The sequence below is a fragment of the Cupriavidus taiwanensis genome (assembly GCF_900249755.1).
GTDB classification, from domain to species: Bacteria; Pseudomonadota; Gammaproteobacteria; order Burkholderiales; family Burkholderiaceae; genus Cupriavidus; species Cupriavidus taiwanensis_D.
On record NZ_LT976854.1, the window covers coordinates 600,811 to 626,783 of the forward strand.

24 protein-coding genes are annotated in these 25,973 nt (G+C 68.3%); 13 read left to right on the forward strand and 11 right to left on the reverse strand.

Annotated features, from left to right (window positions below; translation table 11 throughout):
- The first annotated feature begins 112 nt into the window (after nucleotides 1–112).
- Both CBM2594_RS18535 and CBM2594_RS18540 read left to right on the forward strand, forming a co-directional pair.
- The gene (locus CBM2594_RS18535) at nucleotides 113–463 is read left to right on the forward strand and encodes a DUF2880 domain-containing protein (RefSeq protein WP_116358280.1); all 351 of its coding nucleotides are present in this window, start codon (nucleotides 113–115) and stop codon (nucleotides 461–463) included.
- 152 nt (nucleotides 464–615) lie between these two features.
- The gene (locus CBM2594_RS18540) at nucleotides 616–1,098 is read left to right on the forward strand and encodes a DUF1579 domain-containing protein (protein ID WP_116358281.1); all 483 of its coding nucleotides are present in this window, start codon (nucleotides 616–618) and stop codon (nucleotides 1,096–1,098) included.
- Between the two features lie 3 nt (nucleotides 1,099–1,101).
- On the opposite strand, the gene CBM2594_RS18545 is transcribed toward CBM2594_RS18540, so the two are convergent.
- The 4 genes from CBM2594_RS18545 to CBM2594_RS18560 form a co-directional block, all read right to left on the reverse strand.
- Nucleotides 1,102–3,375, reverse strand: a complete 2,274-nt coding sequence (locus tag CBM2594_RS18545) for a VTT domain-containing protein (protein WP_116358282.1) — start codon at nucleotides 3,373–3,375, stop codon at nucleotides 1,102–1,104.
- Nucleotides 3,376–3,548: 173 nt separating this feature from the next.
- Complete coding sequence (locus tag CBM2594_RS18550; RefSeq protein WP_232346668.1) at nucleotides 3,549–3,887, reverse strand: hypothetical protein; 339 nt, start codon at nucleotides 3,885–3,887, stop codon at nucleotides 3,549–3,551.
- A 156-nt stretch (nucleotides 3,888–4,043) separates the two neighbouring features.
- Nucleotides 4,044–4,241: a hypothetical protein gene (locus CBM2594_RS18555; RefSeq protein ID WP_116358284.1), complete on the reverse strand. Its 198-nt coding sequence runs from the start codon at nucleotides 4,239–4,241 to the stop codon at nucleotides 4,044–4,046.
- A gap of 171 nt (nucleotides 4,242–4,412) precedes the next feature.
- Nucleotides 4,413–4,685 carry a DUF2188 domain-containing protein gene (locus tag CBM2594_RS18560; protein ID WP_116358285.1) on the reverse strand — a complete coding sequence of 91 codons (273 nt, stop codon included), beginning with the start codon at nucleotides 4,683–4,685 and terminating at the stop codon, nucleotides 4,413–4,415.
- A gap of 321 nt (nucleotides 4,686–5,006) precedes the next feature.
- Here CBM2594_RS18560 and CBM2594_RS18565 point away from each other — a divergent pair, with 321 nt between their 5' ends.
- Nucleotides 5,007–5,150 carry an entericidin A/B family lipoprotein gene (locus CBM2594_RS18565; RefSeq protein ID WP_116359676.1) on the forward strand — a complete coding sequence of 48 codons (144 nt, stop codon included), beginning with the start codon at nucleotides 5,007–5,009 and terminating at the stop codon, nucleotides 5,148–5,150.
- 62 nt (nucleotides 5,151–5,212) lie between these two features.
- On the opposite strand, the gene CBM2594_RS18570 is transcribed toward CBM2594_RS18565, so the two are convergent.
- Nucleotides 5,213–6,199 (reverse strand): AraC family transcriptional regulator, encoded by a 987-nt coding sequence (locus tag CBM2594_RS18570; RefSeq protein WP_116358286.1) that lies wholly within the window; start codon nucleotides 6,197–6,199, stop codon nucleotides 5,213–5,215.
- A gap of 148 nt (nucleotides 6,200–6,347) precedes the next feature.
- Between CBM2594_RS18570 and CBM2594_RS18575 the strand changes: the two genes are divergently transcribed.
- Nucleotides 6,348–7,526, forward strand: a complete 1,179-nt coding sequence (locus CBM2594_RS18575) for an acyl-CoA dehydrogenase family protein (protein ID WP_116358287.1) — start codon at nucleotides 6,348–6,350, stop codon at nucleotides 7,524–7,526.
- Nucleotides 7,523–8,107 carry a flavin reductase family protein gene (locus tag CBM2594_RS18580; protein ID WP_116358288.1) on the forward strand — a complete coding sequence of 195 codons (585 nt, stop codon included), beginning with the start codon at nucleotides 7,523–7,525 and terminating at the stop codon, nucleotides 8,105–8,107. The genes CBM2594_RS18575 and CBM2594_RS18580 overlap by 4 nt, the downstream gene beginning before the upstream one ends.
- Here the strand turns inward: CBM2594_RS18580 and CBM2594_RS18585 are convergent.
- The 5 genes from CBM2594_RS18585 to CBM2594_RS18605 all read right to left on the reverse strand — a co-directional run bounded on the left by CBM2594_RS18585 (nucleotide 8,104) and on the right by CBM2594_RS18605 (nucleotide 12,338).
- Complete coding sequence (locus CBM2594_RS18585) at nucleotides 8,104–8,973, reverse strand: DMT family transporter (RefSeq protein ID WP_116358289.1); 870 nt, start codon at nucleotides 8,971–8,973, stop codon at nucleotides 8,104–8,106. The genes CBM2594_RS18580 and CBM2594_RS18585 overlap by 4 nt on opposite strands.
- Before the next feature lie 17 nt (nucleotides 8,974–8,990).
- Nucleotides 8,991–9,899, reverse strand: a complete 909-nt coding sequence (locus CBM2594_RS18590) for a 2-hydroxy-3-oxopropionate reductase (RefSeq protein ID WP_116358290.1) — start codon at nucleotides 9,897–9,899, stop codon at nucleotides 8,991–8,993.
- A 75-nt stretch (nucleotides 9,900–9,974) separates the two neighbouring features.
- Nucleotides 9,975–11,078, reverse strand: coding sequence for a malate/lactate/ureidoglycolate dehydrogenase (locus CBM2594_RS18595; RefSeq protein WP_116358291.1), 1,104 nt, complete (start codon nucleotides 11,076–11,078; stop codon nucleotides 9,975–9,977).
- A 127-nt stretch (nucleotides 11,079–11,205) separates the two neighbouring features.
- On the reverse strand, nucleotides 11,206–11,490 hold the full coding sequence (locus CBM2594_RS18600; RefSeq protein ID WP_116358292.1) for a hypothetical protein: 285 nt from the start codon (nucleotides 11,488–11,490) through the stop codon (nucleotides 11,206–11,208).
- A gap of 110 nt (nucleotides 11,491–11,600) precedes the next feature.
- Entirely contained in the window at nucleotides 11,601–12,338 is a 738-nt protein-coding gene (locus tag CBM2594_RS18605) for a GntR family transcriptional regulator (protein ID WP_116358293.1), read from the reverse strand.
- A 170-nt stretch (nucleotides 12,339–12,508) separates the two neighbouring features.
- Here CBM2594_RS18605 and CBM2594_RS18610 point away from each other — a divergent pair, with 170 nt between their 5' ends.
- The 7 genes from CBM2594_RS18610 to CBM2594_RS18640 all read left to right on the forward strand — a co-directional run bounded on the left by CBM2594_RS18610 (nucleotide 12,509) and on the right by CBM2594_RS18640 (nucleotide 22,800).
- The gene (locus CBM2594_RS18610; protein WP_116358294.1) at nucleotides 12,509–13,729 is read left to right on the forward strand and encodes a pyridoxal-phosphate-dependent aminotransferase family protein; all 1,221 of its coding nucleotides are present in this window, start codon (nucleotides 12,509–12,511) and stop codon (nucleotides 13,727–13,729) included.
- 133 nt (nucleotides 13,730–13,862) lie between these two features.
- Nucleotides 13,863–16,913 carry an FAD-binding and (Fe-S)-binding domain-containing protein gene (locus CBM2594_RS18615; protein WP_116358295.1) on the forward strand — a complete coding sequence of 1,017 codons (3,051 nt, stop codon included), beginning with the start codon at nucleotides 13,863–13,865 and terminating at the stop codon, nucleotides 16,911–16,913.
- Nucleotides 16,906–18,051 (forward strand): alanine racemase, encoded by a 1,146-nt coding sequence (locus CBM2594_RS18620; RefSeq protein WP_116358296.1) that lies wholly within the window; start codon nucleotides 16,906–16,908, stop codon nucleotides 18,049–18,051. The genes CBM2594_RS18615 and CBM2594_RS18620 overlap by 8 nt, the downstream gene beginning before the upstream one ends.
- 92 nt (nucleotides 18,052–18,143) lie before the next feature.
- Nucleotides 18,144–19,139, forward strand: a complete 996-nt coding sequence (locus CBM2594_RS18625; protein ID WP_116358297.1) for a Bug family tripartite tricarboxylate transporter substrate binding protein — start codon at nucleotides 18,144–18,146, stop codon at nucleotides 19,137–19,139.
- A gap of 71 nt (nucleotides 19,140–19,210) precedes the next feature.
- Nucleotides 19,211–19,717: a tripartite tricarboxylate transporter TctB family protein gene (locus CBM2594_RS18630; protein WP_116358298.1), complete on the forward strand. Its 507-nt coding sequence runs from the start codon at nucleotides 19,211–19,213 to the stop codon at nucleotides 19,715–19,717.
- A gap of 13 nt (nucleotides 19,718–19,730) precedes the next feature.
- On the forward strand, nucleotides 19,731–21,233 hold the full coding sequence (locus CBM2594_RS18635) for a tripartite tricarboxylate transporter permease (protein WP_116358299.1): 1,503 nt from the start codon (nucleotides 19,731–19,733) through the stop codon (nucleotides 21,231–21,233).
- 1,273 nt (nucleotides 21,234–22,506) lie between these two features.
- Nucleotides 22,507–22,800 carry a hypothetical protein gene (locus CBM2594_RS18640; protein ID WP_147310431.1) on the forward strand — a complete coding sequence of 98 codons (294 nt, stop codon included), beginning with the start codon at nucleotides 22,507–22,509 and terminating at the stop codon, nucleotides 22,798–22,800.
- Nucleotides 22,801–23,002: 202 nt separating this feature from the next.
- Here the strand turns inward: CBM2594_RS18640 and CBM2594_RS18645 are convergent, their stop codons facing one another.
- Nucleotides 23,003–24,058 (reverse strand): cyclase family protein, encoded by a 1,056-nt coding sequence (locus tag CBM2594_RS18645; protein WP_116358301.1) that lies wholly within the window; start codon nucleotides 24,056–24,058, stop codon nucleotides 23,003–23,005.
- Between the two features lie 309 nt (nucleotides 24,059–24,367).
- Between CBM2594_RS18645 and garD the strand changes: the two genes are divergently transcribed.
- Nucleotides 24,368–25,933 carry a galactarate dehydratase gene (gene garD, locus CBM2594_RS18650; protein WP_116358302.1) on the forward strand — a complete coding sequence of 522 codons (1,566 nt, stop codon included), beginning with the start codon at nucleotides 24,368–24,370 and terminating at the stop codon, nucleotides 25,931–25,933.
- The last annotated feature ends 40 nt before the right edge of the window (nucleotides 25,934–25,973 follow it).

Genomic DNA, 25,973 nt, shown 5'->3' on the forward strand with positions numbered 1-25,973 from the left:
GCCGCTGGCTGTGGCGGCAAGGGAACTTTCGCGCCCGCGCCGCGGCCTGAACTGCATCGACGCCGGCGCCAGGGAGATGCGCGCTGGCGCCGCCCAGCCGCAGGAGTCCAGGATGTTTTCGCCGCTTTCCCCACGTTTGCTGTCCACCGCGCTGGCGGTGGCGTTTGCCGCGACCGGCGCGGCGGCCGCGGCCCAGCCGGACGCATCCCGGCCGCCCGGCAAGGAGGGCGCGCCCGAGGCCGCCTGCAAGCACGCGGTCAAGGCGGCGCTGCCCAATCCGGGCAGCTTCAAGTGGGTGGGCGCCACCGCGCGCCAGATCGACAAGGACAACTACAGCGTGGTGGCCGACGTCGAATACCTGGCCCACGACGGCGCCGTGCGCGAGGCCAAGGTCCAGTGCGACGTAAAGCGCGCGCAGGGCAACCGCTTCGCCGTGCCCAAGCTGCGGCTGCCGCATCAATAGCCCGATGGTCTTGCCGGCGCGGATCGCTGCAATTTAATGTGGACACTGTACATTTCGTTTGCTAGTCTATGTGTACGGCATCCACAAATGCTCGCGGCAATCGCCGAAACATAAGCCGTACTGGCGCAGTAACCACCTACCGGAGACCAAAAATGCAACTCGAAGCACAAAAGGAACACCGCTGGCTGCAACGCCTGGTTGGCAACTGGATAGCGCAGGGCGAGGCCGTGATGGGACCGGACCAGCCGGTGCAGAAATGGGAAATCCCGGAACGGGTCAGCAGCATCGGCGACGTCTGGGTACAGTGCGTGGCCCAGGGCGACATGCCCGGCTGCGGCCCGGCCTCGACGGTCATGACGCTGGGCTACGATCCGGCGCGCAAGCGCTTTGTCGGCACCTTTATCGGCTCGATGATGACGCACCTGTGGGTCTACGAGGGCGACCTCGACGAGGGCGGCCAGCAACTGACGCTGCGCGCCGAAGGGCCGGATTGCTCGGGCAATGGCCGCATGGTGCAGTACCGCGATGTGATCACCTTCCGCGACGACAACCACCGCGAACTGACTTCCTACATGCAGGGAGAGAACGGCGAGTGGACGCAGATCGTCAAGGCCAGCTACCGCCGCCAGCCCTGAGCTTCAGGAGCGCTCCGCGGCCATCCGTGCCAGCCGCGACAAGCGCGAACCGGGGCCCGGCGGATCGTCGTGGCGGCCACCGCGCTGCCGCGCCGCATTGCGCCGGCGCCGGCGGCGCAGCAACAGCAGCAGTGATGCCGGCACCAGCAGCACCAGCGCCAGCAGCGCGAAGGTGACCAGCCCCGGGTCGCGCGCCGCAGCGGCGACCCGGTTCACCAGCAAGGCACTGACCACGATGCCTGGCAGCATTCCCAGCGCGGTGCCGATCAGGCAATCGCGCAGGCTGATGCGCGACGCACCCACCACCAGGTTGACCAGCGAGAACGGTGCGATCGGCACCAGCCGCAGCACCACCATGGCGACTATGCCGTGCTTGCCCAGCTGGTGGCTGACGCGGTTCAGCCGCCTGCCGCCAAAGCGGCGCACGGCGTTGCGTCCCAGCAGCCGGCCGGCGAGGTAGCCCGCGCCGGTGCTCAGCACCGTCCCGCACAGGGCCAGCACGGCGCCGTACAGCGGGCCGAACACCACCACCGTGACCAGGATCAGCAGCGTCACGGGCAGCAGCGTCACCGCACCGGCCAGATAGACGCCCATCATCGCCAGCGGCGCCAGCGGCATCTCGTCGACGTGTTCGATGACGCCCAGCAAGGCACGGAAATCCGCCCACTCGCGCAGCGGCGTATAGCGCCACGCAAACGCGAGCCCCGCCACCAGCAGCGCCAGCAACACCATCGCCCCCACGCGCCCGATCACGCGCGGGCGCGCCTCGTGGCTGACGAACTCGGCCAGCACCTGGTCACTGTCGATGGGCTCGATCGGGTCCAGCAGGTTGGCGGCCGGCGACGCGGCATCGACGTCGTCAGGCAGCGGCGGCACGTAGTCTTCCAGCGAGCGCCCGTCGCTGCGCTGCAGGTTCTGGATCGCGCCGAGCACGCTGCGCGTGCGGGCCACCTCCGCCTGGAACGCTTCGGGCGCCACCTCAAGGTGTTCGCCCAGCAGGCGCGCGCGCATGGCGGCAATGGCGGCCTGGATGCGCGGCTCGCCGCCGGAGACCACCACGATATTGCACTCGGTGTCGAGCCCGAGCGAGCGGTTGCTGAGGTTGGCGGAACCGATGGTGAGGAAGTCGTCGTCGATCACCGTCACCTTGCTGTGGACGTTGACGCAATCGGGCAGCAGGTTGGGAATGGTCGGGCAGTACAGGCGGAAGCGATCGAACTTGTCGGCCGCGCGCAGCTGCCGGTAAAGGCGTGCGCGCAGCACGCCCATGCTGTGTGCCTCGAGCCAGCCGCTTTCGTTGCGGCGCGACACCAGTACGATATCCGGGCCGTCCTCGTGCCCCAGCCGCGCGGCCAGCGCCTTGGCGATCTCGCCCGAGCTGAAGTACTGGTTCTCCATGTAGATGCTGTGGCGGGCCGAGGCGATGGCGTCGCGCAGCAGCATGCGGACTTCGCTGACGCCGGGCTCGTCCTCGCACATGGGCATGGTGCGGGCAATGCCCACGCGTACGTCGGTCAGCTCGGGCGCCAGGCTGGGCGGCCACGGATCGGAAGCGGTTCGCGCGACCGGCCGCGGGTGGCTGCCGCTGGCGCGCAGCCAGCGCTGCGCGCACAGCTTGCCGAGCGCCGCGGCCGCGTTGCCGTCGAGCGCGCACTGCACGTCATGAAAGGGCGCGTAGGGCCGGCCCTCGGCCATGCGCAGCGGCGCGTGGGGGGCGTGCTGGTTGTCGTCCCAGCGGCGCAGCGTCAGGTCCAGTCCGCCGACGAAGGCGACCTTGTTGTCGATCACCACCACCTTCTGGTGGTGCGAGGCGCCGGGAGGATGATTGCCGTCCAGCCGGAACGACAGATGCCGGTGCGCCTGCCAGTGCGCGCTGGCGGACGGCAGCCATTCACGCTCCATCGCCATCACCATGGCGTAGTCCCAGCTCAGGATGTAGATGCGCAGGTTGGGGCGACGGTCGGCCAGCGCGCACAGGAAGTCGCGCAGCCCGGCCGGCAGGCCGTCCTGCGCGCCGGCGGGGACCAGTTCCATGCGGCTGTCGATGTCCCAGCCCAGGATGAAGATGGTGTGTTCGGCCAGCGGCAGGGCCTCGCGCAGCGCGCGGAAATACGCGTCGGCGTCGACCAGCATGGCAAAGCGCCGGCAAGGCTCGACGCGCCAGCAGTTGCGCCCCGGTTCGAGCTGGAAGCCGGGCGGGGAGGTGGGGTCATGCGGTGGTGGCGACGCCTGCGGCGCGGGGGACGCCGTGGTGCCGGGCGCATTGTATTGCCTCATTGCACACGCTCAGGAATTGCGAAAGCCATAGCCTGGAGCATGGCGCAAGTTCCGTACCCTGCGCAACGGGCAGCCGCTGCCGGCGCGGGGCAGGGATTGGGTGTGTGCGCTTTACCTGCCTTTGTAAGAACGGCACGCGCGGGAACGCGCGTGCCGTGGGCCGGGGGGAGGTGTCAGGAAGCGTGGCGCCGTCGCAGCGTGGCGGGCCGGGCGATGCCCCAGACATCGAGCAATGGCTCAAAGTGCGGGGTGTTTTCGCGCGGCGGGGCGGCGACGCGCCGGGGAGGTGGCAGGGGCCGGCCGGTCAGCATCAGCAGGGTATCGGCCTCGGCTGGTAACTCGGGCTCGCCTTCATAGGCCACGACGCCCATCTGGCGGGCGGATTTCAGCGCGCGGGTCAGTTCGGCGGCGCTCAGGCGGCTGGCGGCGGCAAGCCGGTGCCGGGGCATGGGCCCGTTGGCACGCAGGCTGGACATCAACGCCATCACGCATTCCCGGGTGGTTCGATTCATGTCGCTGCGTCAGAAAGAAGGTGCGGCCCTGGGCGCGGGGATCGCGCCCGCGGCCTGCGGGCAACCATTCTTTCGCAGGGGTCATGGCCTTGCCAACCCGATATGACACTTGTTCACATTTGTGCGCAATGTCGGGAATTTTCCCGTCCGCGTGCCTCAGTGCCGCGTTTGCGGGTCCCCGGCCGGGAAGCACGCCTGGGTGCCCTCGTGCCGGCTCAGCATGGAGCCATGCCGGCGCCACTTGCGCGCGTGGCGCGCCTGGATGTCTTCGGCCAGCTCGTGCAATTCCGCTACCCGGGCATCGAGCGGATCGGGATAGATATCGAGCGGACGGTATCGGAGAAGAAAGCGCATGGCGGGTCTCGGTTGTGCTGGTCGTCGGCCTGCGGCCTGACTCCAGTATTGGCGGTGGACCCGGGGTTTTCAGCAGAAGATGCGCAACACTTTGATGTGACTCAATGCATCTGGCGCAATGAACTGTTGCAGCCCGCCGTGTGCTGGCGGGCATGCAAGGCAATGATGGCGCTAGCGGCCGAGGCGGGAATTGCCGCGGGCATCGCGGCAATAGATCTTGCGTTCACGCACCAGGCCGTCGCGGCCATGGATGCACAGCGGAAGACCGTCTTCGCGGGCGCGCATCCAGCCGGCGGCGATGGCGGCTTCCTGTGTCGGGAAGTGCAGTGCCGAGTCGTCGGAGCCGCTCTCCAGGCCCTCGATCGTAAGCGCCCATTCGCCCTCGCTGGCGTATTCGGTGTCGCCGGTCGTGGCGGGAAGCACGTGGATGCTGCGTGACGTCATGGTGTTCCTCCGGGATGGCTGGCAGTGACAGACATTAGGGGTTTTAAGCGATCCGGTGCGCGCGGGCTATCGGTGGCTGTCCTACAAGCATTTTCGGGACCAGGCGGCAGGCGCCGCGCCGGCACCGCCATAGTGCAACGCGCCGCTTCGGCATGTCGCGCGTTCTGCTGACATCGCGGTAGGACGAAAGCCGACTTTTCGTGCCGCCACGGGTTGCTACGATCCAATTGCCGGTTGGGCAACAGGCTGCCCGGTCAAGCCATGCCGAGCTATTCCATCCTGGCGGCGCATGCCGCATCCACACGAAGCAAGGAGATCATCATGAGAAAGCTAACCGCACTGTTTGCCCTCGCTGGCATGCTGCTGGTCACGGGTTGCAACACCATGGCCGGCGCAGGCAAGGATATCGAGCGCGGCGGCGAGAAGGTGCAGGGCGCTGCGGAAAACACCAAGCAGAAGATGTAAGCCACTGGCGGCCACCCCGTGGCGACTCGACGGCCCGTGCCCCAGGCGCGGGCCGTTTGCGTTCATGCGTGCGCTGCTTCGGTGCAGTTGCGGCGCCAGCTGGCCGGCGGCAGCCCGAATTCGCGCTTGAACGCGCGGCTGAAGGCGGCCTCGGAGTCATAGCCGACCGCGCCGGCAACCTCGCTGATGGAGCGCTTGCCGCTGCGCAATTCGGCGGCAGCGGTGCGCAGGCGCCAGTGCGCGAGGTATTGCATCGGCGGCTGCCCCAGCAAGTCGGTAAAGCGCTGCGCCAGCGCGGAGCGCGACAGGCCGACGTTTCCCGCCAGTTCGTCGACGGTCCACGGATACCCCGGCCGCGCATGCATGCGCGACAGCGCACGTCCCACGTAGCGGTCGCGCAGCGCCGCGAGCCAGCCGCTTTCATTGGCCGGCAGGGTGTCGATGCAGCGCCGCACCGCCTGCACGAAGAGCAGCTCCGACAGCTTGGCCAGCACGGTGGCGGTGCCGGCGCGCGGCTCCGCCGCTTCCGAGGTGGCGAAGGCCAGCGCCGACGCCAGCCACGCCGATTCCAGCCCGCTGCCCAGGCCCACCTTGAACAGCCGCGGCAACGACGTCAGCAGCGGATTGCCCATGGTGTCGTCGAAGCCGAGAAAGCCGCAGACCATGCGCGTGGGTTCGCCGCCGCCGCCGTACGAGACGCGCATCACTTCGCCGGGACTGTTGCGCAGCAGGTCATAGACCAGCGGCGCAGACGGCAGCGGTTGCAGGTGCAGGTCGCTGCCGAGCACATGGGGCTCGCCCTGCGGCACCACCAGCAGTTCGCCGGCCTCCACGCGCACACCGGGGCCGGTGTCGTCGACCAGCCGCGCCCAGCAGATGCCTTCGGTAATCAGGTGATACGAGACCACGCGGTCGGCGCGCGGCAGGAACGCGGCGCGCAATTCAGCATCGGCTTCACTGATCAGGCACCACGGGGATTTGAATTCGCCGTTCAGGAACACGGCGCCGCTCAGCTGCACGGCGCGCAAGAGGTCGGACAAGGCATCCATGGCCACATTCCTCCAGATCCGGGGTTTCGCGCAAGAAAGCCGGACGCCCGATCATACGGGCGAGGGGACCGGGCTCCGATACTAGCACCGTGCCCGTGGCCGTACAACGGCGCAGGACACGCACCATGACTGGACGGAGACAAACACCATGGAAACCCTTTCCGCAGCGGATGCCAGCGCCGGCGCACAGGCCGACTGGATCGGCCTTGCCGCCACGCTGGGCCGCACCTTCGATGGCCGCGCACCCGAGATCGACGCGAGCGAGCAGTTCGTCAGCGCCAACTATGAAGACCTGCGCGCGCACCGCTTCTTTGCCGCGGCGGTGCCGCAGGAGCTGGGCGGCGCCGGGCTGTCGCACCAGGAGCTGGGCGCGGTGCTGCGCGAACTGGGCAAGTACTGCGGCTCGACCGCACTGGCCTTTGCCATGCATACGCATCCCGTGGCCACGGCCGCATGGCGCTGGCGCAATCAGCAAGCGCCGGTGGAAGGGCTGCTCAAGCGCGTCGGGGCCGAGCAGGTGGTGCTGCTCGGCAGCGGCGGCTCGGACTGGCTGCAGGGCAGCGGCAAGGCCACGCGCGTCGACGGCGGTTTTCGCGTGGACGCGCGCAAGATCTTCGCCAGCGGCGCGCCGGTGGCGGACCTGTTCATGACCTGCGCGGTCTATGACGATCCGCAGGCGGGGCCCACGGTGCTGCATTTCGCGCTGCCGATGAAATCGCCGGGCGTGCGCGTGCTGTCGAACTGGCACACGCTGGGCATGCGCGGCACCGGTTCGCACGATGTCATGCTTGAAGGCGTGCTGGTGCCCGACACCGCCATTGCCGCGCGCCGCCCGCAAGGCGTATGGCATCCGATGATGCATACGGTGGCGATGATCGCGCTGCCGCTGATCTACGCGGTCTACGTCGGCATTGCCGAGGCCGCGCGCGATATCGCGCTGCAGCTGGCGCGGCAGCGGCGCCTGAACGCGCATGCGGTCGAGGCCGCCGGGCGCTTGTGCAATGAAGCGGATGCCGCGCAGCTGGCGCTCGATGCGATGTTCGCGGCCGCTGCGGGCCCGGCGCCCGGCGCGGTAACCACCAACCGCATCATGAGCGCCCGCGCGCTGGCGGCGCGCGCGGTGCTGGCGACGGTGGAAGCGGCGATGGACCTGGCCGGCGGCGCGGGCTTCTATCGCGATGCCGGGCTGGAGCGGCGCTTCCGCGATGCGCAGGGCGCGCGCTTCCATCCGCTGCAGGCGGGGGCGCAGCAAGAGTACGCCGGACGCATGGCGCTGGGGCTGGATATCGATGCGCCGCCCGGCGAGGTGCGGACGGCCGCGCAATGATGTCCGCGCTGGCACAACTGCCCTACGACACCGAGGCCTGCAACGACAGCGGCCAGGGCGAAGACGCCTGCGCCATCAGCCACGATGGCGCGGCGCGCCGCGCCTTGCGCGATGCGCTGGGCCAGTTTGCCACCGGCGTCACCGTGGTCACGGCCGCCGGTGCCGACGGCCAACCGGTCGGCGTGACGATCAATGCGTTCACTTCGGTGTCGCTCGCGCCGCCGTTGCTGCTGTGGTGCCTGGCGCGCAGCTCCGGCAGCCTGCCGGTGTTGCGTGCCGCGCCCTGCCACGCCATCAACGTGCTGGGCAGCGCCCAGCTTGAGGTGTGCCGGCGCTTTGCGGCGCGTGCCGACGATCGCTTCGCCGGCATCGCGCATCGCGCCGGCCCGTGCGGCACGGTGCTGATCGACGGCACGCTGGCCTGGTTCATCTGCCGGCACCGTTCGGTGCGCACGGTGGGCGACCATGTGCTGTTCGTCGTGGAAGTAATGGCCTATGGCGCGTCGCCGGGCACGCCGCTGGTGTTCCATGGCGGCGGCTTCGCCGGCGCGCGGACCCGGGGCCGGCAGCGCGCAGGCTAGGCGCGCTCGGCGCGCTTGCCCAGGATGACCAGCGCGATGCCGCCCAGCACCGCCGCCGCGCTCAGTGCCAGCCGCAACGTCAGCGCTTCGCCGAGCCACGCGCTGCCGCCCACCGCGGCGATGACCGGCACGCTCAGCTGCACGGTGGCCGCGGTAGCCGCGCGCAGGCGCGGCATCGCGGCGTACCAGATCACATAGCCCAGCCCCGAGGTGAGCGCACCGGAAACCACCGCGTAGGCGAGCCCCGTGGCATCGAGCGTGCGCTGCGCCTGGATCGCGGCACCGAGGGCGAGCGCCATGGGCACGGCGCGCACGAAGTTGCCGGCGGTGGTCTCGACCGGATCGGCGGCCCGCCTGCCACGCAGCGAATAAACGCCCCAGGCGATGCCCGCCGCAATCATCAGCAGCGATGAGGCCAGCGGCGGCGTCGCCAGGCTCGGCAGCATCAGCCAGACCAGGCCCGTCAGCGCCAGCGCCAGGCCGACCCACTGCTGCGCGCGCAGCAGCTCGCCGTTGTAGAGCCCGTAGCCGGTCATGGTGGCCTGCACCGCGGCAAACAGCAGCAACGCCCCGGTGCCGGCGCTCAGGCGCTCATACGCGAACGAGAACGCCGCCGCATAGCAGAACAGGGCCAGCGCCGAGACCCAGTTGCCGCCCAGGGTGATGGCGCCCGCGCCGTTGCGCCCGGCCTGGCGCCGCGCCAGCACGATCAGCCACAACACCGCCGCCGCGGCCGCGACGCGCGCCAGCGTAAAGGTGCCGGCGTCGATGGTGGTGCCCTTCAGCGCCAGCCGGCACAGCAGCGAATTGCCGGCGAACGCCAGCATCGCCAGCGCGGTCAGCAACGCGGTGTTGGCGTGCGGCATGCGGGCCGGCCTTGCGCTCAGCCGGCGGGCGGCGTGTCGCCGATGGCGTAAGAGGACAGATGCTCGATCGCCCGCACCAGCGCGGAATGATCCCAGCCCGCGCCGCCGAGCCCGCTGCACACGTTGAACAGCTGCTGGCACGACGCGGTACTGGGCAGCCCGACGCCAAGCTCGCGCGCGGTCGACAGCGCCAGCTCCAGATCCTTCTGGTGCAGCGCGATGCGAAAGCCCGGGTCGAAGGTGCGCCGGATCATCCGTTCGCCATGCACTTCCAGGATGCGCGAACTGGCAAAGCCGCCCATCAGCGCCTCGCGCACGCGCGCCGGGTCGGCACCGGCGCGGGCCGCCAGCACCAGCGCCTCGCTGACCGCCTCGATGGTCAGCGCGACGATCACCTGGTTGGCCACCTTGGCCACCTGCCCGTCGCCGGCCGCGCCCACGCGCGTGATGTTCTTGCCCATCAGCTGCAGGATCGGCAGCACGTGCTCGAACACCTCCTGCTTGCCGCCGGCCATGATCGACAAGGTGCCGGCCTTGGCGCCGACTTCACCGCCCGAGACCGGCGCGTCGATATAGTCCGCGCCGATGGCCTCGATGCAGCGCGCGAACTCGCGCGTGGCGATCGGCGAGACCGAGCTCATGTCGATCACCGTGACGCCGCCCGCGGTATCGGCGAGGCCATCGGCCACGCCTTTTTCGCCGAACAGCACCCGTTCCACGTCGGGCGTGTCGGGCAGCATCAGGATGATGGTCTCCGACTGCTTCGCCACTTCTTCGGCGCTGGCGCAGGCCTTCACGCCGGCATCCTGCAGGTCTTGCGGCACGCCGCTGCGGCTATGGGCAAACACGGTATGCCCGCCGTCGACCAGGTGCCGCACCATGGGCTTGCCCATCACGCCAAGCCCGATAAAGCCGATCTTGCTCATGTCAGTGTCCGGTAGGGATGGGGCGATTGCCCGGGGGCGCGCCGGCCGTGGCGGCGGGCGCCTATCTGATGATAGTCAGTCAAGCGCCAGCGCAGACAGCGGACCGGGCGCCGGATGCGCGCTGGCTCGGGCCGAGGCCACGCGCGCGGCGGCGTCGTCCAGCTGCGCCAGCGTGCCGGCGTCGACCGGGATCTGTTGTGCGCGGGCGGCGCGGCAGGCGCGCTCGGGTTCGCCCGGCAGCTGGATGCCGGGCTGGCCGGGCTGCAGGCGCGAGCTCTTCATCCAGTCGGCGAAGGCCGCGACTTCATGCCCGAACGTGGTGCTGGTGCCAAGCCGCGCGGGGTCGAACACGATCGCCAGCATGTTGTTCCAGACCGCGTGCTCATGCCGCAGCGTTTCCGGGCGGATGGTATGGCCGCCCGTGACCGCGGCGCCAAGCAGTTCGCACATCACCGCCAGCACATGGCCCTTGTGCTCGCCGAAGGGCCGCAACGCGCCCTGCGGCGCGCCGGCGGGCGGGTACATCACCGCGGCATCGGTGGCGGGCTCGCCCTGCGCATCGAGCAGGCAGCCGGGCGCGACCGGCACGCCCTTGTTGTGGGCCACGCGCACCTTGCCCAGCGCGATGGCGCTGGTGGCAAAGTCCAGCACCAGCGGCGGCTCGCCCGCCATCGGCACGCCGATGGTGAACGGGTTGGTGCCGTAGCGCGCGTCGTAGCCGCCGTGGGGCGCGACGATGGGTTTGGACAGCACGTTGACGAAGTGGATCGAGATCATGCCCGCGGCCGTGGCCTGCTCCGCCCAGTGGCCGACGCGGCCAAGGTGGTGCGACTGGCGCAGCCCCATCACGCAGACGCCGTGCTCGCGGGCGCGGGCGATGGCCATCTCCATGGCCTGCGCCGTCACCGCCTGGCCCATGCCGCGGTTGCCGTCCAGGCTGAGCAGGCTGCCGGCGTCCTGCAGCACGCTGACCTGCCGGTTCAGCTGCAGCTCGTCGGCCTGCCACGCCAGCACATAGCGCGGGATCATGCCGACCCCGTGCGAGTCGTGCCCGCTCAGGTTGGCGCCGACCAGGTGGTCGGCGGTCAGTTGCGCTTCCCGTGCGGTGCTGCCGGCGGCAAGCCAGAGATCGGTCACCCACTGGTGCAGCGCGCGGGTGGGAATGCGGTGTTCGCTCATATCGGCCCTGGATAGATGAATACGCTGCGAAGCAAAAAGCCCCGTGCCGTGTGACGGGAACGGGGCTTTCCATGATACGTCGGGCTTGCGCTCGCTGGCCCGGGCGTGGCCGGTGATCGACAACTGTCTACTGGTGAGGGGCTTCGTGCGTGGGGGCTTTAGCCAGGATTTCCCTGATGCGGGCCAGGTAGCTGTCGCCGACCGCGCGGTGCATGCGCGCCGCCTCGGCGGCGAACTGACGCCGGCTGGGCGGACGGATGCCCAGGCTGCGGCAGATCGTTGACAGATAGGGCTTGCGCGGACCCGCCAGGCGTTGCACCACGCTCTGCAGCGCGGCGTCGCCGATGCGGCCGCGCAGCCAGGCCAGCACCTGGCGGTCATAGTCGTTTTGCACGCGGATCAGGTGTTCCATGCCGGGACTCCACTGTTCATCCATACAGGTACTGTAAATATATACAGTATCCGCGTGGAGGCAAGAAAAATCCGGCCCTGGCAGGGGTGATACGCCGTCCGGCGTCGATTTCAGAAAGATCCGCTGGCAGCGTGGTCGCCCGACACCAGCGGCAGCACCGCATCGCGCTTCTCCAGCAAGTGGCGCTTCAGTATCACCGCCAGCCGCTTGCCGTCGCGGGCTTCGAGCGCCCGGATCATTTCTTCGTGGTCCTCGACCGCATCATCCCACTTGCCTCTTTGCTGGTTGGAGCGAAAGCGCAGGGCCTGCAGCCGGCGGTTGATCGACTGGTAGGTCTGGCGCAGCGGCGTGTTGCGCGCGGCCTCGTTGATGCGGTCGTGGATCTCCTGGTTGCGGCTGTAGTAGCCCGGCAAGTCGTTGCGGGCGCGGCAGGCCAGCATCGCATAGTGCAGCGCCTTGATCTGCGCGAGTTCGGCCGCGGTGATGCGCTCGCAGGCCAGTTCGCCGGAAAACGCCTCCAGCCCGCTCATCAGCTCGAAGCTCTCGCGGACTTCGGCCTCGCTCATGCGCGAGATGCTGGCGCCGCGGTTGGGCAACAGATCGACCAGGCCCTCGGCCGCCAGCACCTTGAGCGCCTCGCGTAGCGGCGTCCGGGAGATGCCCAGCGTCTCGCACAACTCGCGTTCGTTGAGCTTGGTGCCGGGGGCGAACACGCCTTCGACGATGAACTGCCGCAGGTGCTCGACCACGGTGTCGTGCAGGCGCGGGCGTGCCAGGCGCGGCAGCGACGGCGCCGCCACGGGCGGGGCAGGGCTCACTGCCGGACCATCGTTCTCGAAGTTTTGCATTCAATATCCCCTTTGCGCGTGGCGCGGATTCTACTGCATCTTGTTTTCTGCCGCCAAACCCCGGGTTAACCATTATAAAAGCGCGCAAATTTCGCCTTGGTGTGACTTGGGCGCTCTGCTATAGTCGATTGCATTCAAAATTCATAATCCATAACGGAGGCGCGATTCCCATGGTTCATCTCGATTTCCATCCCTCTGGCCGCCACTTCCTGCAGATCCCCGGCCCGAGCCCGGTGCCTGACCGCATCCTGCGCGCGATGAGCTATCCGACCATCGACCACCGGGGGCCGGAGTTCGGCGCGCTCGGCCGCAAGGTGCTGGCAGGCATCAAGGAAATCTTCAAGACCCGGCATCCGGTGATCATCTATCCGGCCTCGGGCACCGGCGCCTGGGAAGCCGCGCTGACCAATACGTGCAGCCCGGGCGATCACGTGCTGATGTTCGAGACCGGCCACTTCGCCACGCTGTGGAAGAAGATGGCCGAGGCGCTGGGCCTGCGGCCGGAATTCCTGGGCCTGCCCGGCATCGAGGGCTGGCGCCGCGGCGTGCAGGCGGACATGATCGAAGCGCGCCTGCGCGAGGACACCGGTCACGCGATCCGCGCCGTCTGCGTGGTGCACAACGAGACCTCGACCGGCGTGACCTCGGATATCGCCGCGGTGCGCCGGGCCATCGATGCCGCCGGGCACCCGGCGCTGCTGCTGGTCGACACCATCTCCGGCCTGGGTTCGGCCGACTATCGCCATGACGAGTGGGGCGTGGACGTGACCGTGTCCGGCTCGCAGAAGGGCCTGATGCTGCCGCCGGGCATCAGCTTCAATGCGCTCTCGCCCAAGGCGGTTGCCGCCAGCGAGCACGCCACGCTGCCGCGCGCGTTCTGGGGCTGGGCCGAGATCATCGAGGCCAACAAGAACGGCTACTGGCCGTACACGCCCAACACCAACCTGCTGTACGGCCTCTCCGAAGCGCTCGACATGATCCTGGGCGAGGGCCTGGAGCAGGTGTTCGCGCGCCACCAGCGCCTGGCGCAAGCGACGCGTTGCGCGGTGCGCGCCTGGGGGCTGGAGATCCAGTGCGCGGATCCGGCGGTGTACAGCCCGGTGCTGACCGGCGTGATGATGCCCGACGGCGTCGACGCCGACGCGGTGCGCAAGCTGATCTATGAGCGCTTCGACATGTCGCTGGGGCAGGCGCTGGGCAAGATGCGCGGCCGCATGTTCCGCATCGGCCATCTCGGCGACTGCAATGACCTGACCCTGATGGCCACGCTCGCCGGCTGCGAGATGGGGCTGAAGCTGGCGGGCGTGCCGCTGGCGGGCAGCGGCGTGGCCGCGGCGATGGCGTCGCTGCAAGCGCACGCCGAGCTGCCGGTGCTCAAGGCCGCGGCCTGAGCCTTGGCACTGCGGGCGCGGCACGCTCCGCGCCCCGCCGGCCTTCGCACCGGAACCTCACCAGGGCATGCGGTCGCCGCGCAGGCGGCCGCATGCATCGCCGCGGGCGCGCAGCCCTTGCTTCTTGCATGCCATGAACATGACTTCGTCCTCCCTGCTGGTCAAGCCGATCCACCTGGTGCCCGCGCAGCATCGGGCCAATTCGCCGCTGTCGCCGCTGTCGGCGCTGCTGCGCAAGGAACTGCGCGGCGACGTGCTGTTCGACCGCGCCGCGCGCGGGCGCTACGCCACCGACGCCTCGATCTACCAGATCATGCCGGTCGGCGTGGTGGTGCCGCGCGACCAGGCCGACCTGGTGCGCGCGCTCGACATCGCGCGCGACCAGCGCGTGCCGGTGCTGGCGCGCGGCGCCGGCACCAGCCAGTGCGGCCAGACCGTGGGCGAGGCGCTGGTCATCGACACCAGCAAGTGGCTCAACAACGTGGTCGCCTTCGATGCCGGCGCGCGCACGGTGACGGTGGAGCCGGGCATCGTGCTGGACCACTTGAACGCCTGGCTCAAGCCGCACGGGCTGTGGTTCCCGGTGGACGTATCCACCGGCGCGCAATGCACCATCGGCGGCATGGCCGGCAACAACTCGTGCGGCTCGCGTTCGATCGCCTACGGCAACATGGTGCATAACGTGCTGGCCATCGACGCGGTGCTGGCCGACGGCAGCGACTGCCACTTCGGCTCGCTGGCGCAGCCGGTGGCGGCAGGGCGCGCCGAGGGCATCCTGCGCGGGCTGCAGCGCATCGCCACGCGCGAGCGCGGCGAGATCGCCGAGCGCATGCCCAAGGTGCTGCGCCGCGTGGCCGGCTACAACATCGACCTGTTCGACTGCCAGAACCCGCGCGCCTATACCGACGACGGCCACGCCAACCTGGCGCATATCCTGGTCGGCTCCGAAGGCACGCTGGCCTGCAGCCGCCAGCTCACGCTGAAGCTGGCGCCGCTGCCGGCGCACAAGGTGCTGGGCGTGGTCAACTTCCCCACGTTCTACCAGGCGATGGACCTGACCCAGCATATCGTCACGCTGCGCCCGGTGGCGGTGGAGCTGGTCGACCGCACCATGATCGACCTGTCGATGGAGAACCCTGCCTTCCGCCCGGTGGTCGAGCGCGCGCTGAGCGGCGATCCGCAGGCCATCCTGCTGGTGGAATTCGCCGGCGACGACCGGCACGCGCTGCTGGCGCAGCTGGACCAGCTGGCCGAGCTGATGGCGGACCTGGGCCTGCCCGGCTCAGTGGTGAAGATGCCGGAAGAGAAGGCGCAGAAGGCGCTGTGGGACGTGCGCAAGGCCGGCCTGAACATCATGATGAGCATGAAGGGCGACGGCAAGCCGGTCTCGTTCATCGAAGACTGCGCGGTGCCGCTCGAACACCTGGCCGAATACACGCGCCGGCTCACCGAGGTCTTCCACAGGCACGAGACCGAGGGCACGTGGTATGCCCATGCCAGCGTCGGCACGCTGCACGTGCGGCCGATCCTGGACATGCGCCGCGACGGCGCGCTGCGCATGCGCGAGATCGCGGAAGAAGCGGCCGAGCTGGTGCGCGAGTACAAGGGCGCGTATTCCGGCGAGCACGGCGACGGCCTGTGCCGCGGCGAATGGGTGGCCTGGCAATACGGCCCGCGCATCAACGCCGCGTTCAGCGAGATCAAGGCGCTGTTCGATCCGGACAACCGCTTCAACCCCGACAAGATCGTGCGCCCGCCCAGGATGGATGCGCGCGAGAACTTCCGCTTCGCGCCCGGCTACGCCGCGCTGCCGCTGACGCCCGCGCTGGACTGGTCGGCGTGGAACGTGCGGCGCGACCCGCTGACGGGCGTGGAGACCGCGCCCGGCACCGGCAACGATACCGCCACGCACGGTCTCGCTTCGGCCGTGGAGATGTGCAACAACAACGGCCATTGCCGCAAGTTCGACGCCGGCACCATGTGCCCCAGCTACCGCGTGACCAAGGACGAGCAGCATGTCACGCGCGGCCGCGCCAACACGCTGCGGCTGGCGCTGTCCGGGCAGCTCGGCACGGACGGGCTGGCCAGTGCCGAAGTCAAGGACGTGCTGGACCTGTGCGTCTCGTGCAAGGGCTGCAAGCGCGACTGCCCGACCGGCGTCGACATGGCGAAGTTCAAGATCGAGGCGCGCCACGCCTGGACCCGCCGGCACGGCATCAGCCTGCGCGAGCGCATGGTGGCCTTCCTGCCGCGCTATGCGCCGGTGGCCAGCCGTGTGTCGGGCCTGCTGGCGCTGACCGACAGCGTGCCCGGGGTCTCGGGCTGGATCAAGCGAGCGCTGGGGCTTGCCCCGCAGCGCTCGCTGCCGCGTTTCACCGCGCCGTTCCTGGCGGGCCACGCCGCCGGCGCTGCCGCAGACAGCAAGGCCCAAGGCCGCGAAGTGCTGCTGTTCGTCGATACCTTCAGCAACTACATGGAGCCCGACAACGCGCGCGCCGCGCAGGCCGTGCTGGAAGCCGCGGGCTATACGGTGCATTTCAATACCGTTGCGGGCGGGCGCCCGCTGTGCTGCGGCCGCACCTTCCTCGCCGCGGGCCTGGTCGATCAGGCCAAGGCCGAGGCGCGGCGCCTGCTGGACGCCTTGCGCCCGTTCGTCGAGCGCGGCGTGCCGGTGGTGGGCCTGGAGCCGTCGTGCCTGCTGTCGCTGCGCGACGAGTTCCTGGGCTATGGCTATGGCGACGAGGCGCGCCAGCTTGCCAGCCTGTCCTTCCTGTTCGAAGAGTTCCTGGTGCGCGAACGGCAGGCGGGCCGGCTGGAACTGCCGCTGCAGCCGTTGCAGGCCTCCGAGGCCATCGTGCACGGGCACTGCCACCAGAAGGCGTTCGATGCCTTTACGCCGGTGCAGACCGTGCTGGGATGGATTCCGGGCCTGAAGGTGGCACCGGTGGAGTCGTCGTGCTGCGGCATGGCCGGAAGCTTCGGCTACGAGGCGGAGCACTTCGCGGCGTCGCAGGCGATGGCCGAGCTGTCGCTGCTGCCGGCGGTGCGCAAACGTGCCCCCGATGCCATCGTGGTCGCGGACGGCACCAGTTGCCGCCACCAGATCCGCGATGGGGCGGATGCCGAGGCGATGCATGTGGCGCGGGTGCTGGCGATGGCGCTCGAAGGCGGCCGCGATGAATGAGCCGGTGCGCAACCTGAAGCCGCCGGTGCTGGCAAGGATCGGCGATCGCGTGGAGGACGTCGGCACGCCGGCGCTGCTGGTCGACCTCGATGCCTTCGACCACAACCTGGCGCAAATGCAGGCGCTTGCCGATGCCGGCGGCGTGGCGCTGCGCCCGCACGCCAAGGCGCACAAGTCGGTCGCAATCGCGCAGCGGCAGATTGCTGCCGGCGCGGTGGGCATTTGCTGCCAGAAGCTCAGCGAGGCCTATCCGTTTGCCGCCACCGGCATTGCCAGCATCCATATCAGCAATGAGTTCGTCGGCGCCGACAAGCTGGCCATGGCGGTGGAGCTGGCCCGCTACGTGGACCTGAGCATCTGCGTGGATGACGTGCGGCAGGTGGCCGCGGTCGCTGCCGCCGCCACTGCCGGCGGGGTACGCATCACCGCGCTGGCGGAAGTCGACGTCGGGCAGGGGCGTTGCGGCGTCGACAGTGCCGAAGCGCTGATCCGCCTTGCCGACGCCATCGGCAATGCGCCGTCGCTGCGCTTCGGCGGGCTGCAGGCGTATCACGGCGGCGCGCAGCACCTGGCGCACTGGACCCGGCGCCGCGACGCGGCCCGGCGCGCCGCCGAACAGGCGCACGACTATGTACGGCTCCTGCATGCCCGCGGCATCGCCTGCCCGGTGGTCACCGGCGGCGGCAGCGGCACCGCGGAGTTTGATTGCGAGAGCGGCGTCTATACCGAGATCCAGCCCGGCAGCTACGTGTTCCTGGACGGCCACTACGGCGCCAGCGAATGGCCCGGGCGCTTCCAGCCCAGGCAGGCCCTGTTCCTGTCGGCCACGGTGATGAGCACGGCGCGCGCCGGCGTGGCGGTGTGCGATGCGGGGCTAAAGTCGGTCGCGGTGGATTCCGGCCTGCCGCGCCTGTGGTCCGGCCCGGGCAGCGAGTGGCTGCGCTATGTCGCCGCCAACGATGAGCATGGTGTGCTGCAAGTGCTGGACGAAAACAATCAGGCGCTGCTGGGCAGCAAGCTCTGGCTGGTGCCCGGCCACTGCGATCCCACCGCGAACCTGCACGCGCAGTACGTGTGCTGCCGCAACGGGCGCGTGGCCGAACTGTGGGACATCGCGGCACGCGGCCTGAGCCGCTGATGCCGCTGATGCCACCGTCGCAGCGCAGAAACAAGAAAAGAGAAGAGCCGCGCCAAGCGGCACAGGGTAGTCAAAGCCAAAGGAGACCAACGATGCAACGCAACACAGTCAGCAAGACCCTGGCGGCCGTGGTGGGTGCCACGGCCTGCCTCAGCGCATGGGCATGGGAGCCGGCCAAGCCGGTCGAGATCGTGGTGCCGTTCAGCGCCGGCGGCGCCTCGGACCAGATGGCACGGTCGATCCAGGGCATCATCGCCAAGCACAAGCTGATGAGCCAGCCCGTGATCGTGCTGAACAAGGCCGGCGCCAGCGGCGCCGAAGGGCTGATGGACACCAAGGCATCGCAGGGCAACCCGCACAAGCTGCTGGTGGCCTCGTCGGCGCTCTACACGGTGCCGATGGTGAGCCACCTGCCGTTCAGCTGGCGCGACCTGACGCCGGTGGCGATGGTTGCGCAGGACGAGTTCGTGCTGTGGACCAATGCCGCGGCACCGTACAAGACCGTCGCGCAGTTCATCGATGCGTCCAAGGCCAGCGCCGGCAAGATCAAGGTCGGCGGCACCAGCTCCAAGCGCGAGGACCAGATCATCAGCGCGCTGGTGCAGAAGAAGACCGGCACCCGCTTTATCTACGTGCCGTACAAGGGCGGCGGCGAGGCCGCCACGCAGCTGTCGGGCCAGCATATCGACGCCAACCTCAACAACCCTTCCGAATCGATCGGCCAGTGGCGCGCCGGCGAGCATCGCGCGCTGTGCGTGTTCGCGCCGCAGCGCATGGCCTACGACAGCAAGGTCACGCAGACCCAGAGCTGGCACGACGTGCCGACCTGCAAGGAAGAGGGTCTCGACGTGCAATACCAGATGCTGCGCGTGTTCATGATGCCGGGCGGCGTGACCCCGGAGCAGCAGAAGTACTACGTCGACCTGATGCAGAAGATCGTGGCCACGCCGGAGTGGAAGGAATACCTGCAGAAGAACGCGCTGAAGAACGACTTCCTGACCGGCAAGGCGCTGACCGACTTCCTGGCGCGCGACGAAGCCGCGCATCGCGACATCATCAAGGAGGCGGGCTTCGTCGCCTCGCGCTGACGCTGGCACGGATCACCAACGGGCTGCGCCGCGCGGCGCAGCCGATGGCCTGAAGCAAGGCGGGGGACAACATGGATTCACAACAGGCAGCGGCGCATGCGGGCGCCGGCATCTCGGTCAAGGCGGTGGAACTGGCGGTGGCGCTGTGCCTGCTGGCCGGCGCGCTGGTCGTGATCTGGAGCAACTACAGCATCGGCGCCGGCTGGGCGCCGGACGGGCCGGAAGCGGGGTATTTCCCGATGCGGGTCGGCATCATCATCCTGGCCTGCAGCGTGCTGGTGGGCGTGCAGGCGCTGCGCGCGGACGGCGCCGCCGTGTTCGCGACGTGGCAGCAGCTGCGGCAGGTGGGCGTGATCCTGGTGCCGCTGACGGTGTATGTCGGCCTGATCGGGCTGCTCGGCATCTACGTGGCTTCGGCGGCCTTCGTCGCCGGTTTCATGGTCTGGGTGGGCAAGTCGGCGTGGTGGAAGGCCGTGCTCATCGGGGTCGGCATCAATGCCCTGCTGTTCTGGATCTTCGAGATCCAGTTCCGCGTGCCGCTGCCCAAGGGCCCGCTGGAAGCGGCGCTGGGCTACTAGGGAGGGGCGGATCATGGATGAACTCAATGCATTGATGGGCGGCTTCGCCGTGGCGCTGTCGTGGCAGAACGTCGGGCTGATGTTCGTCGGCATCCTGCTTGGCATCGTCGTCGGCGTGCTGCCCGGCCTGGGCGGCCCCAACGGCGTGGCGATCCTGCTGCCGCTGACGTTCTCGATGGACCCGGTGTCCGCGATCATCATGCTGTCCTGCATCTACTGGGGCGCATTGTTCGGCGGAGCCATCACCTCGATCCTGTTCAATATTCCCGGCGAAGCCTGGTCGGTGGCCACCACCTTCGACGGCTACCCGATGGCGCAGCGCGGCGAGGCCGGCAAGGCGCTGACCTCGGCCTTCACCGGCTCGTGCCTGGGCGCGCTGGCCGGCGTGCTGCTGATCACCTTTCTGGCGCCGATGGTGGCAAAGTTCGCGCTGCGCTTCGGCCCGCCGGAGTTCTTCGCGGTGTACCTGCTGACGTTCTGCAGCTTTGTCGGCATGGGCAAGGAATCCAAGCCCAAGATCCTGATCGCGATGTGCCTGGGCTTCGTGCTGGCCGCGGTCGGCATGGACACGGTGTCGGGCACGCTGCGCATGACCTTTGGCTCGACCGAGCTGCTGCGCGGCTTCGACTTCCTGGTCGCGGTGATCGGCCTGTTCGGCATCAGCGAGATCCTGATGACGATGGAAGAGGGCGTCGCCTTCCGCGGCAAGCAGGCACGCATCGACCTGAAGGTGGTGCTGAAGACCTGGGCCGAGCTGCCGCGCTACTGGCTCACGGTGCTGCGCTCGTCGGTGATCGGCTGCTGGCTCGGCATCACCCCCGGCGGCGCCACCGCGGCGTCGTTCATGGGCTATGGCGTGGCCAAACGCATGGCGAAAGATCCCGATTCGTTCGGGCAGGGCAATGTCGAGGGCGTGGTCGCGCCGGAGACCGCCGCGCACGCGGCCGGCACCAGCGCGCTGCTGCCGATGCTGGCGCTGGGCATCCCCGGCTCGGCCACCGCGGCCGTGTTGCTGGGCGGCCTGATGATCTGGGGCCTGCAGCCGGGGCCGCTGCTGTTCGCCGAGCAAGGGCCGTTCGTGTGGGGGCTGATCGCCAGCATGTACCTGGGCAATATCGTCGGCCTGATCGTGGTGCTGTCGACGGTGCCGCTGTTCGCGGCGATCCTGCGCATCCCGTTCTCGATCATCGCGCCGCTGATCCTGGTGATCTGCGCGATCGGCGCGTACACCGTGAACGGCGCGCTGTTCGACGTCTGGCTGATGCTGGGCTTCGGCGTGGTGGGCTATGTGCTGAAGAAGCTGGATTATCCGTTGGCGCCGATGGTGCTGGCGCTGGTGCTGGGGGACCGGGCTGAGGATGCGTTCCGGCAGACGATGCTGGTGTCTTCCGGTGCGCTGGACATCTTCTGGTCGAACGGGCTGGTCGGGACCATCATGGGCTTGGCGATCTTCGTGCTGGTGTGGCCGGTGGTGAGTGATTTGCGGATGCGGGTTAGCAGGAAGCGGATGGCGTAAGGCGCTTGTTTGCTCCCCTCTCCCGCTTGCGGGAGAGGGGCGGGGGTGAGGGCCGGAGCATCCACGAAGTCAGACGTCCAAATCGATCGGTCCGCCGCGCGACGCTAGCGGAGGGCGGCGGGCCTGACGACGAGGGTGGAAGACCGATGCAAACACCAAGCCGGCCAGCCTTGCGGCTGCCTCGTGTCCGGCCCGCCATGGATGACAAGCGCGTACGCGGAGACAGGCGGCGTCGAAGACGCCGTCCTGTGGTGCTTGCAGTCCGGGCTTCCACGCCCGGTCACCGTTGTGTGCGATGACCGTGTCAGTCTCCCGCGTTAGAGCCAGAAACTCGATAAGACACTTCGCATTCCTGCGCGGACGCAGCATCGTGCCTTGGCTGCGCTCGTTCGCAAATCGCCATTCTCTGAAACGATTCCGCAAGAGGTGGCTTTGGCTGTGAGATTGCTTGGGGTTGCAGTCTTGACTTCGTTGACGCACCGGCCCTCTCCCCCGCCCCTCTCCCGCAAGCGGGAGAGGGGAGAAAACANGGTGGAAGACCGATGCAAACACCAAGCCGGCCAGCCTTGCGGCTGCCTCGTGTCCGGCCCGCCATGGATGACAAGCGCGTACGCGGAGACAGGCGGCGTCGAAGACGCCGTCCTGTGGTGCTTGCAGTCCGGGCTTCCACGCCCGGTCACCGTTGTGTGCGATGACCGTGTCAGTCTCCCGCGTTAGAGCCAGAAACTCGATAAGACACTTCGCATTCCTGCGCGGACGCAGCATCGTGCCTTGGCTGCGCTCGTTCGCAAATCGCCATTCTCTGAAACGATTCCGCAAGAGGTGGCTTTGGCTGTGAGATTGCTTGGGGTTGCAGTCTTGACTTCGTTGACGCACCGGCCCTCTCCCCCGCCCCTCTCCCGCAAGCGGGAGAGGGGAGAAAACATGCGGGGAATCGGGGACGGTGGAGCGCGCAGCGCAGCCGAAGGCGTCCCACAATAACGCCGTTAGTAGGCCGACACAGGCCTAGGGGCGATTTCGTCGATCCGATCAGACATATCCTATATACAGCACTAAGGTTCGTCGATATAAGCGAAATTCTCGGCTTTCTTCGCTTCGCGACCATGATGAAAGGCATCGTCCACCAAGGCGACGGGCACATGACCCACGCAACCTACAGACGCCCATTACGCCTGCCGAGCTTCTATCGGTGGTGAGCAAATCCAACCGTGTCGTGGAGCGAAGGCTATACCCGAGAGGTTGGGAGCATGGCGCATCCGAGAACTGGTAGACGATGAGAAAGGCACTAGTTGCTTTGGCATTGCTCGCCTTTCTTGCGGCGGCGTACTTCTTTGTTACGGGTGAGCGTATTAGTTTTACGCCCGGCGTAACCATGACTGCCGTAAAGCTGTACGCCACCGAGGCCGATGCCGATGCGCAGACAGAGCGCTTTCAGGTTCTGCCAATCAATACCAGGTGCTATCTAACCAAGGTCGGAAGCAAGTACAACTCCAAGCGCGTGCGCTGCGAGAACCCGGACGTTGAGGGCTGGGTTATAGACTTCCACCTATTCATGCCTCGGCTATAAGCAACGGACGGAAACCTGGCATGCATCCTGCGATGCGTACCAGACACAAGGCCCTCGGCTCACCCCCGAGGGCCTTGTCTTTGGTGCTGCGGCACCACGCTCGCTCCCCCTCGGACAAGAAGTAGGTTGCCGGCTACGCCGGCGAAACAGCCCACGCCCGCCAAGCATGACCACCAAACCAAAACGCCGAAGACACAAAAACTCACACCGTAGCAACCGGCGTAACCGGTGACCCCACCGCCCCCGGCAACCGCAATGGCGGCGCCGTCAACTGAAACCGCGTGCGCCCATTCCCCCGCAGCCAATCCGCCAGTTCCCGCAAGTACCATAGCTCCCCCAGCGGCAACCCCAGCTTGAACAGGCAATGGTGGTGCAGCGGCAGCAGCGGATGGCTTGCATCGCCATCTGGCGCAGGGCGGGCCGGGTAGCGCTCCACGGCATAGTTGTCAGCAATCAGCGCCGCGATTCCCGCATCGGTGATCCAGTTCAGCAACCTGTCATCCCGTCCGTCGAGCGCGCAGCAACTGTGATGCAGCACCGCCTCATCAGGCTCGCGCTGCATCGACAGCACCACTTCGGCAAAGCCGGTGCGCAGCAGCAGCATGTCGCCGCGTTCGACTTCCACCTTGCCGGCCTCGATCGCACGCATCAGGTCGTCGTAGCCAACATTGCGGAAGTCCATGCCGAACACATGCGCCAGGTCCACCAGCACGCCGCGGCCCTGCATGCCCTTGACCGCGAAATTCTCGATGCCTAGCGCGTGCGCCGCGCTGTGGTCGTGGCCGCACGGGTGCGCCGCGAAGTTGTCGTCCTCGGCATAGTCCATCGGCCCGACGATATGCTCGTTGGCACGGTAGCCGTTGTAGTAGACCCGCTCGGCACGGCCGTCGCCGTCGGCGTCGAACAGGGCGCCCACATGCGCCAGCGCGTCCCATTGCGTGCTGTACTGCAGGCACATCAGCACCTGGTCGTCGCTGATCACATCGGTCGCGGCAGGATCCACCTTCGCCAGCGGGAAGTTGGTGAACGGCGTGTCGTCGCGGAAGGTCGGCCGCAGCACCGGCGGGTGCCGGCGCGGGTTGAGCTTGTTGCCGCCGGGGTAGTCCAGCGGCAGCGACAGGCAAAAGCTCCGGCCGGCCTGCACCTCGCGCGCGCCCTTGATGACCTGTTCGGGGCCGATCAGGTTGATGCGGCCGAGCTGGTCGTCGGGGCCGAAGTCTCCCCAGTTGGAACCTTGCGGACGTTGCTTCCAGCGCATGAGTCATGCCTCCTATCATGTGGCGTGGCCGGCGCTACCGGCCAGGCGGTGCGGAATCGAAAGCAGGCCGGGGCGTGCGTTGCGCCGCGCCGGCGTGTCGGTTGGCCGGTCCCCATCAACCCTGAAACCGGTTGCATCCTTATAGGCCATGTCACGCGGAACGGTCATTCTGCAGTGCAGCATGAGGATCTTTGCGCCGGGAACGACATCTGCCGCTTTAAATCGTTGTCATACAACATAAGTGAAAGCTAGAATGTTGTCAGACAACGTAACACATACCCCGACCACCGGTCCGGGGCTGGAGAGGACATGGCAGGGACCCCTACAGCGGCCACGCACGCGTCGCGCCCGCTCTACATCGCGATGCACCCGCACGACAACGTCGCCATCGTCGCCAACGATGGCGGCCTGCCGGCGGGCACCGCGTTCCCGTGCGGCCTGGTGCTGGCTGAAGCCGTGCCGCAGGGCCACAAGGTAGCGCTGGCGGACCTGCGCGAAGGCGATGCGGTGATCCGCTACAACGTGGTGATCGGCTACGCGCTGCAAGACCTGCCGCGTGGCAGCTGGGTCAACGAGCGCGTGATCCGCATGCCGGCCGCGCCGGGACTGGACGATTTGCCGGTTGGCACGCGCGTGACGCCGCTGCCGCCGCTGGAGGGCTATACCTTCGAGGGCTACCGCAATGCCGACGGCTCGGTCGGCACGCGCAACATCCTGGGCATTACCACCACGGTGCAGTGCGTCGAGGGCGTGGTCGAGTTCGCGGTGCGGCGCATCAAGGAAGAACTGCTGCCGAAATATCCCAACGTCGACGACGTGGTCGGCCTCGAGCACACCTACGGCTGCGGCGTGGCGATCGACGCGCCCGATGCCGGCATCCCGATCCGCACCATCCGCAATATCGCGCTGAACCCCAACTTCGGCGGCGAGGTGATGATCGTCAGCCTGGGCTGCGAGAAGCTGCAGCCCGCGCGGCTGATCGGCGCCGGCACCATCCCGATCCAGATAGCCGGCGAGCCCGACGTGGTCTGCCTGCAGGACGAACAGCACGTGGGCTTTGCCTCGATGATCGAAGCGATCATGGCGACCGCGGACAAGCACCTGGCGCGCCTGAACGCGCGCCGGCGCGAGACCTGTCCGGCGTCGGACCTGGTGGTGGGGGTCCAGTGCGGCGGCAGCGATGCGTTCTCCGGCGTCACCGCCAACCCGGCGGTGGGCTTTGCCACCGACCTGCTGGTGCGCGCCGGCGCCACGGTGATGTTCTCTGAAGTCACCGAGGTGCGCGACGGCATCGACCAGCTCACCGCCCGTGCCGCCACCCCCGAGGTGGCCGAGGCGCTGCTGCGCCAGATGGCCTGGTATGACCGCTACCTGGAGCGCGGCCAGGTCGACCGCAGCGCCAACACCACGCCCGGCAACAAGAAGGGCGGCCTGTCCAATATCGTCGAAAAGGCGATGGGCTCGATCGTCAAGTCCGGCACCGGCCCGATCCACGGCGTCAGCGGCCCGGGAGAAAAGGTCACGCAGAAGGGCCTGATCTACGCCGCCACGCCCGCCGGCGACTTTGTCTGCGGCACGCTGCAACTGGCCGCCGGCATGAACCTGCACGTCTTCACCACCGGTCGCGGCACGCCGTACGGGCTGGCGGAAGTGCCGGTGGTCAAGGTCTCCACCCGCAACGACCTGGCGCGGCGCTGGCACGACCTGATGGACGTCAACGCCGGCCGCATCGCCACCGGCGAAGCCACCATCGAGGAAGTGGGCTGGGAGCTGTTCCACACGCTGCTGGCCGTGGCCAGCGGCAAGAAGTCATGGGCGGAGCACTGGAAGATCCGCAATGCACTGGTGCTGTTCAATCCGGCGCCGGTGACGTGAGGCGGGCCGAGGAACTGGCGCACGGTCCCTCCCTCGTCGT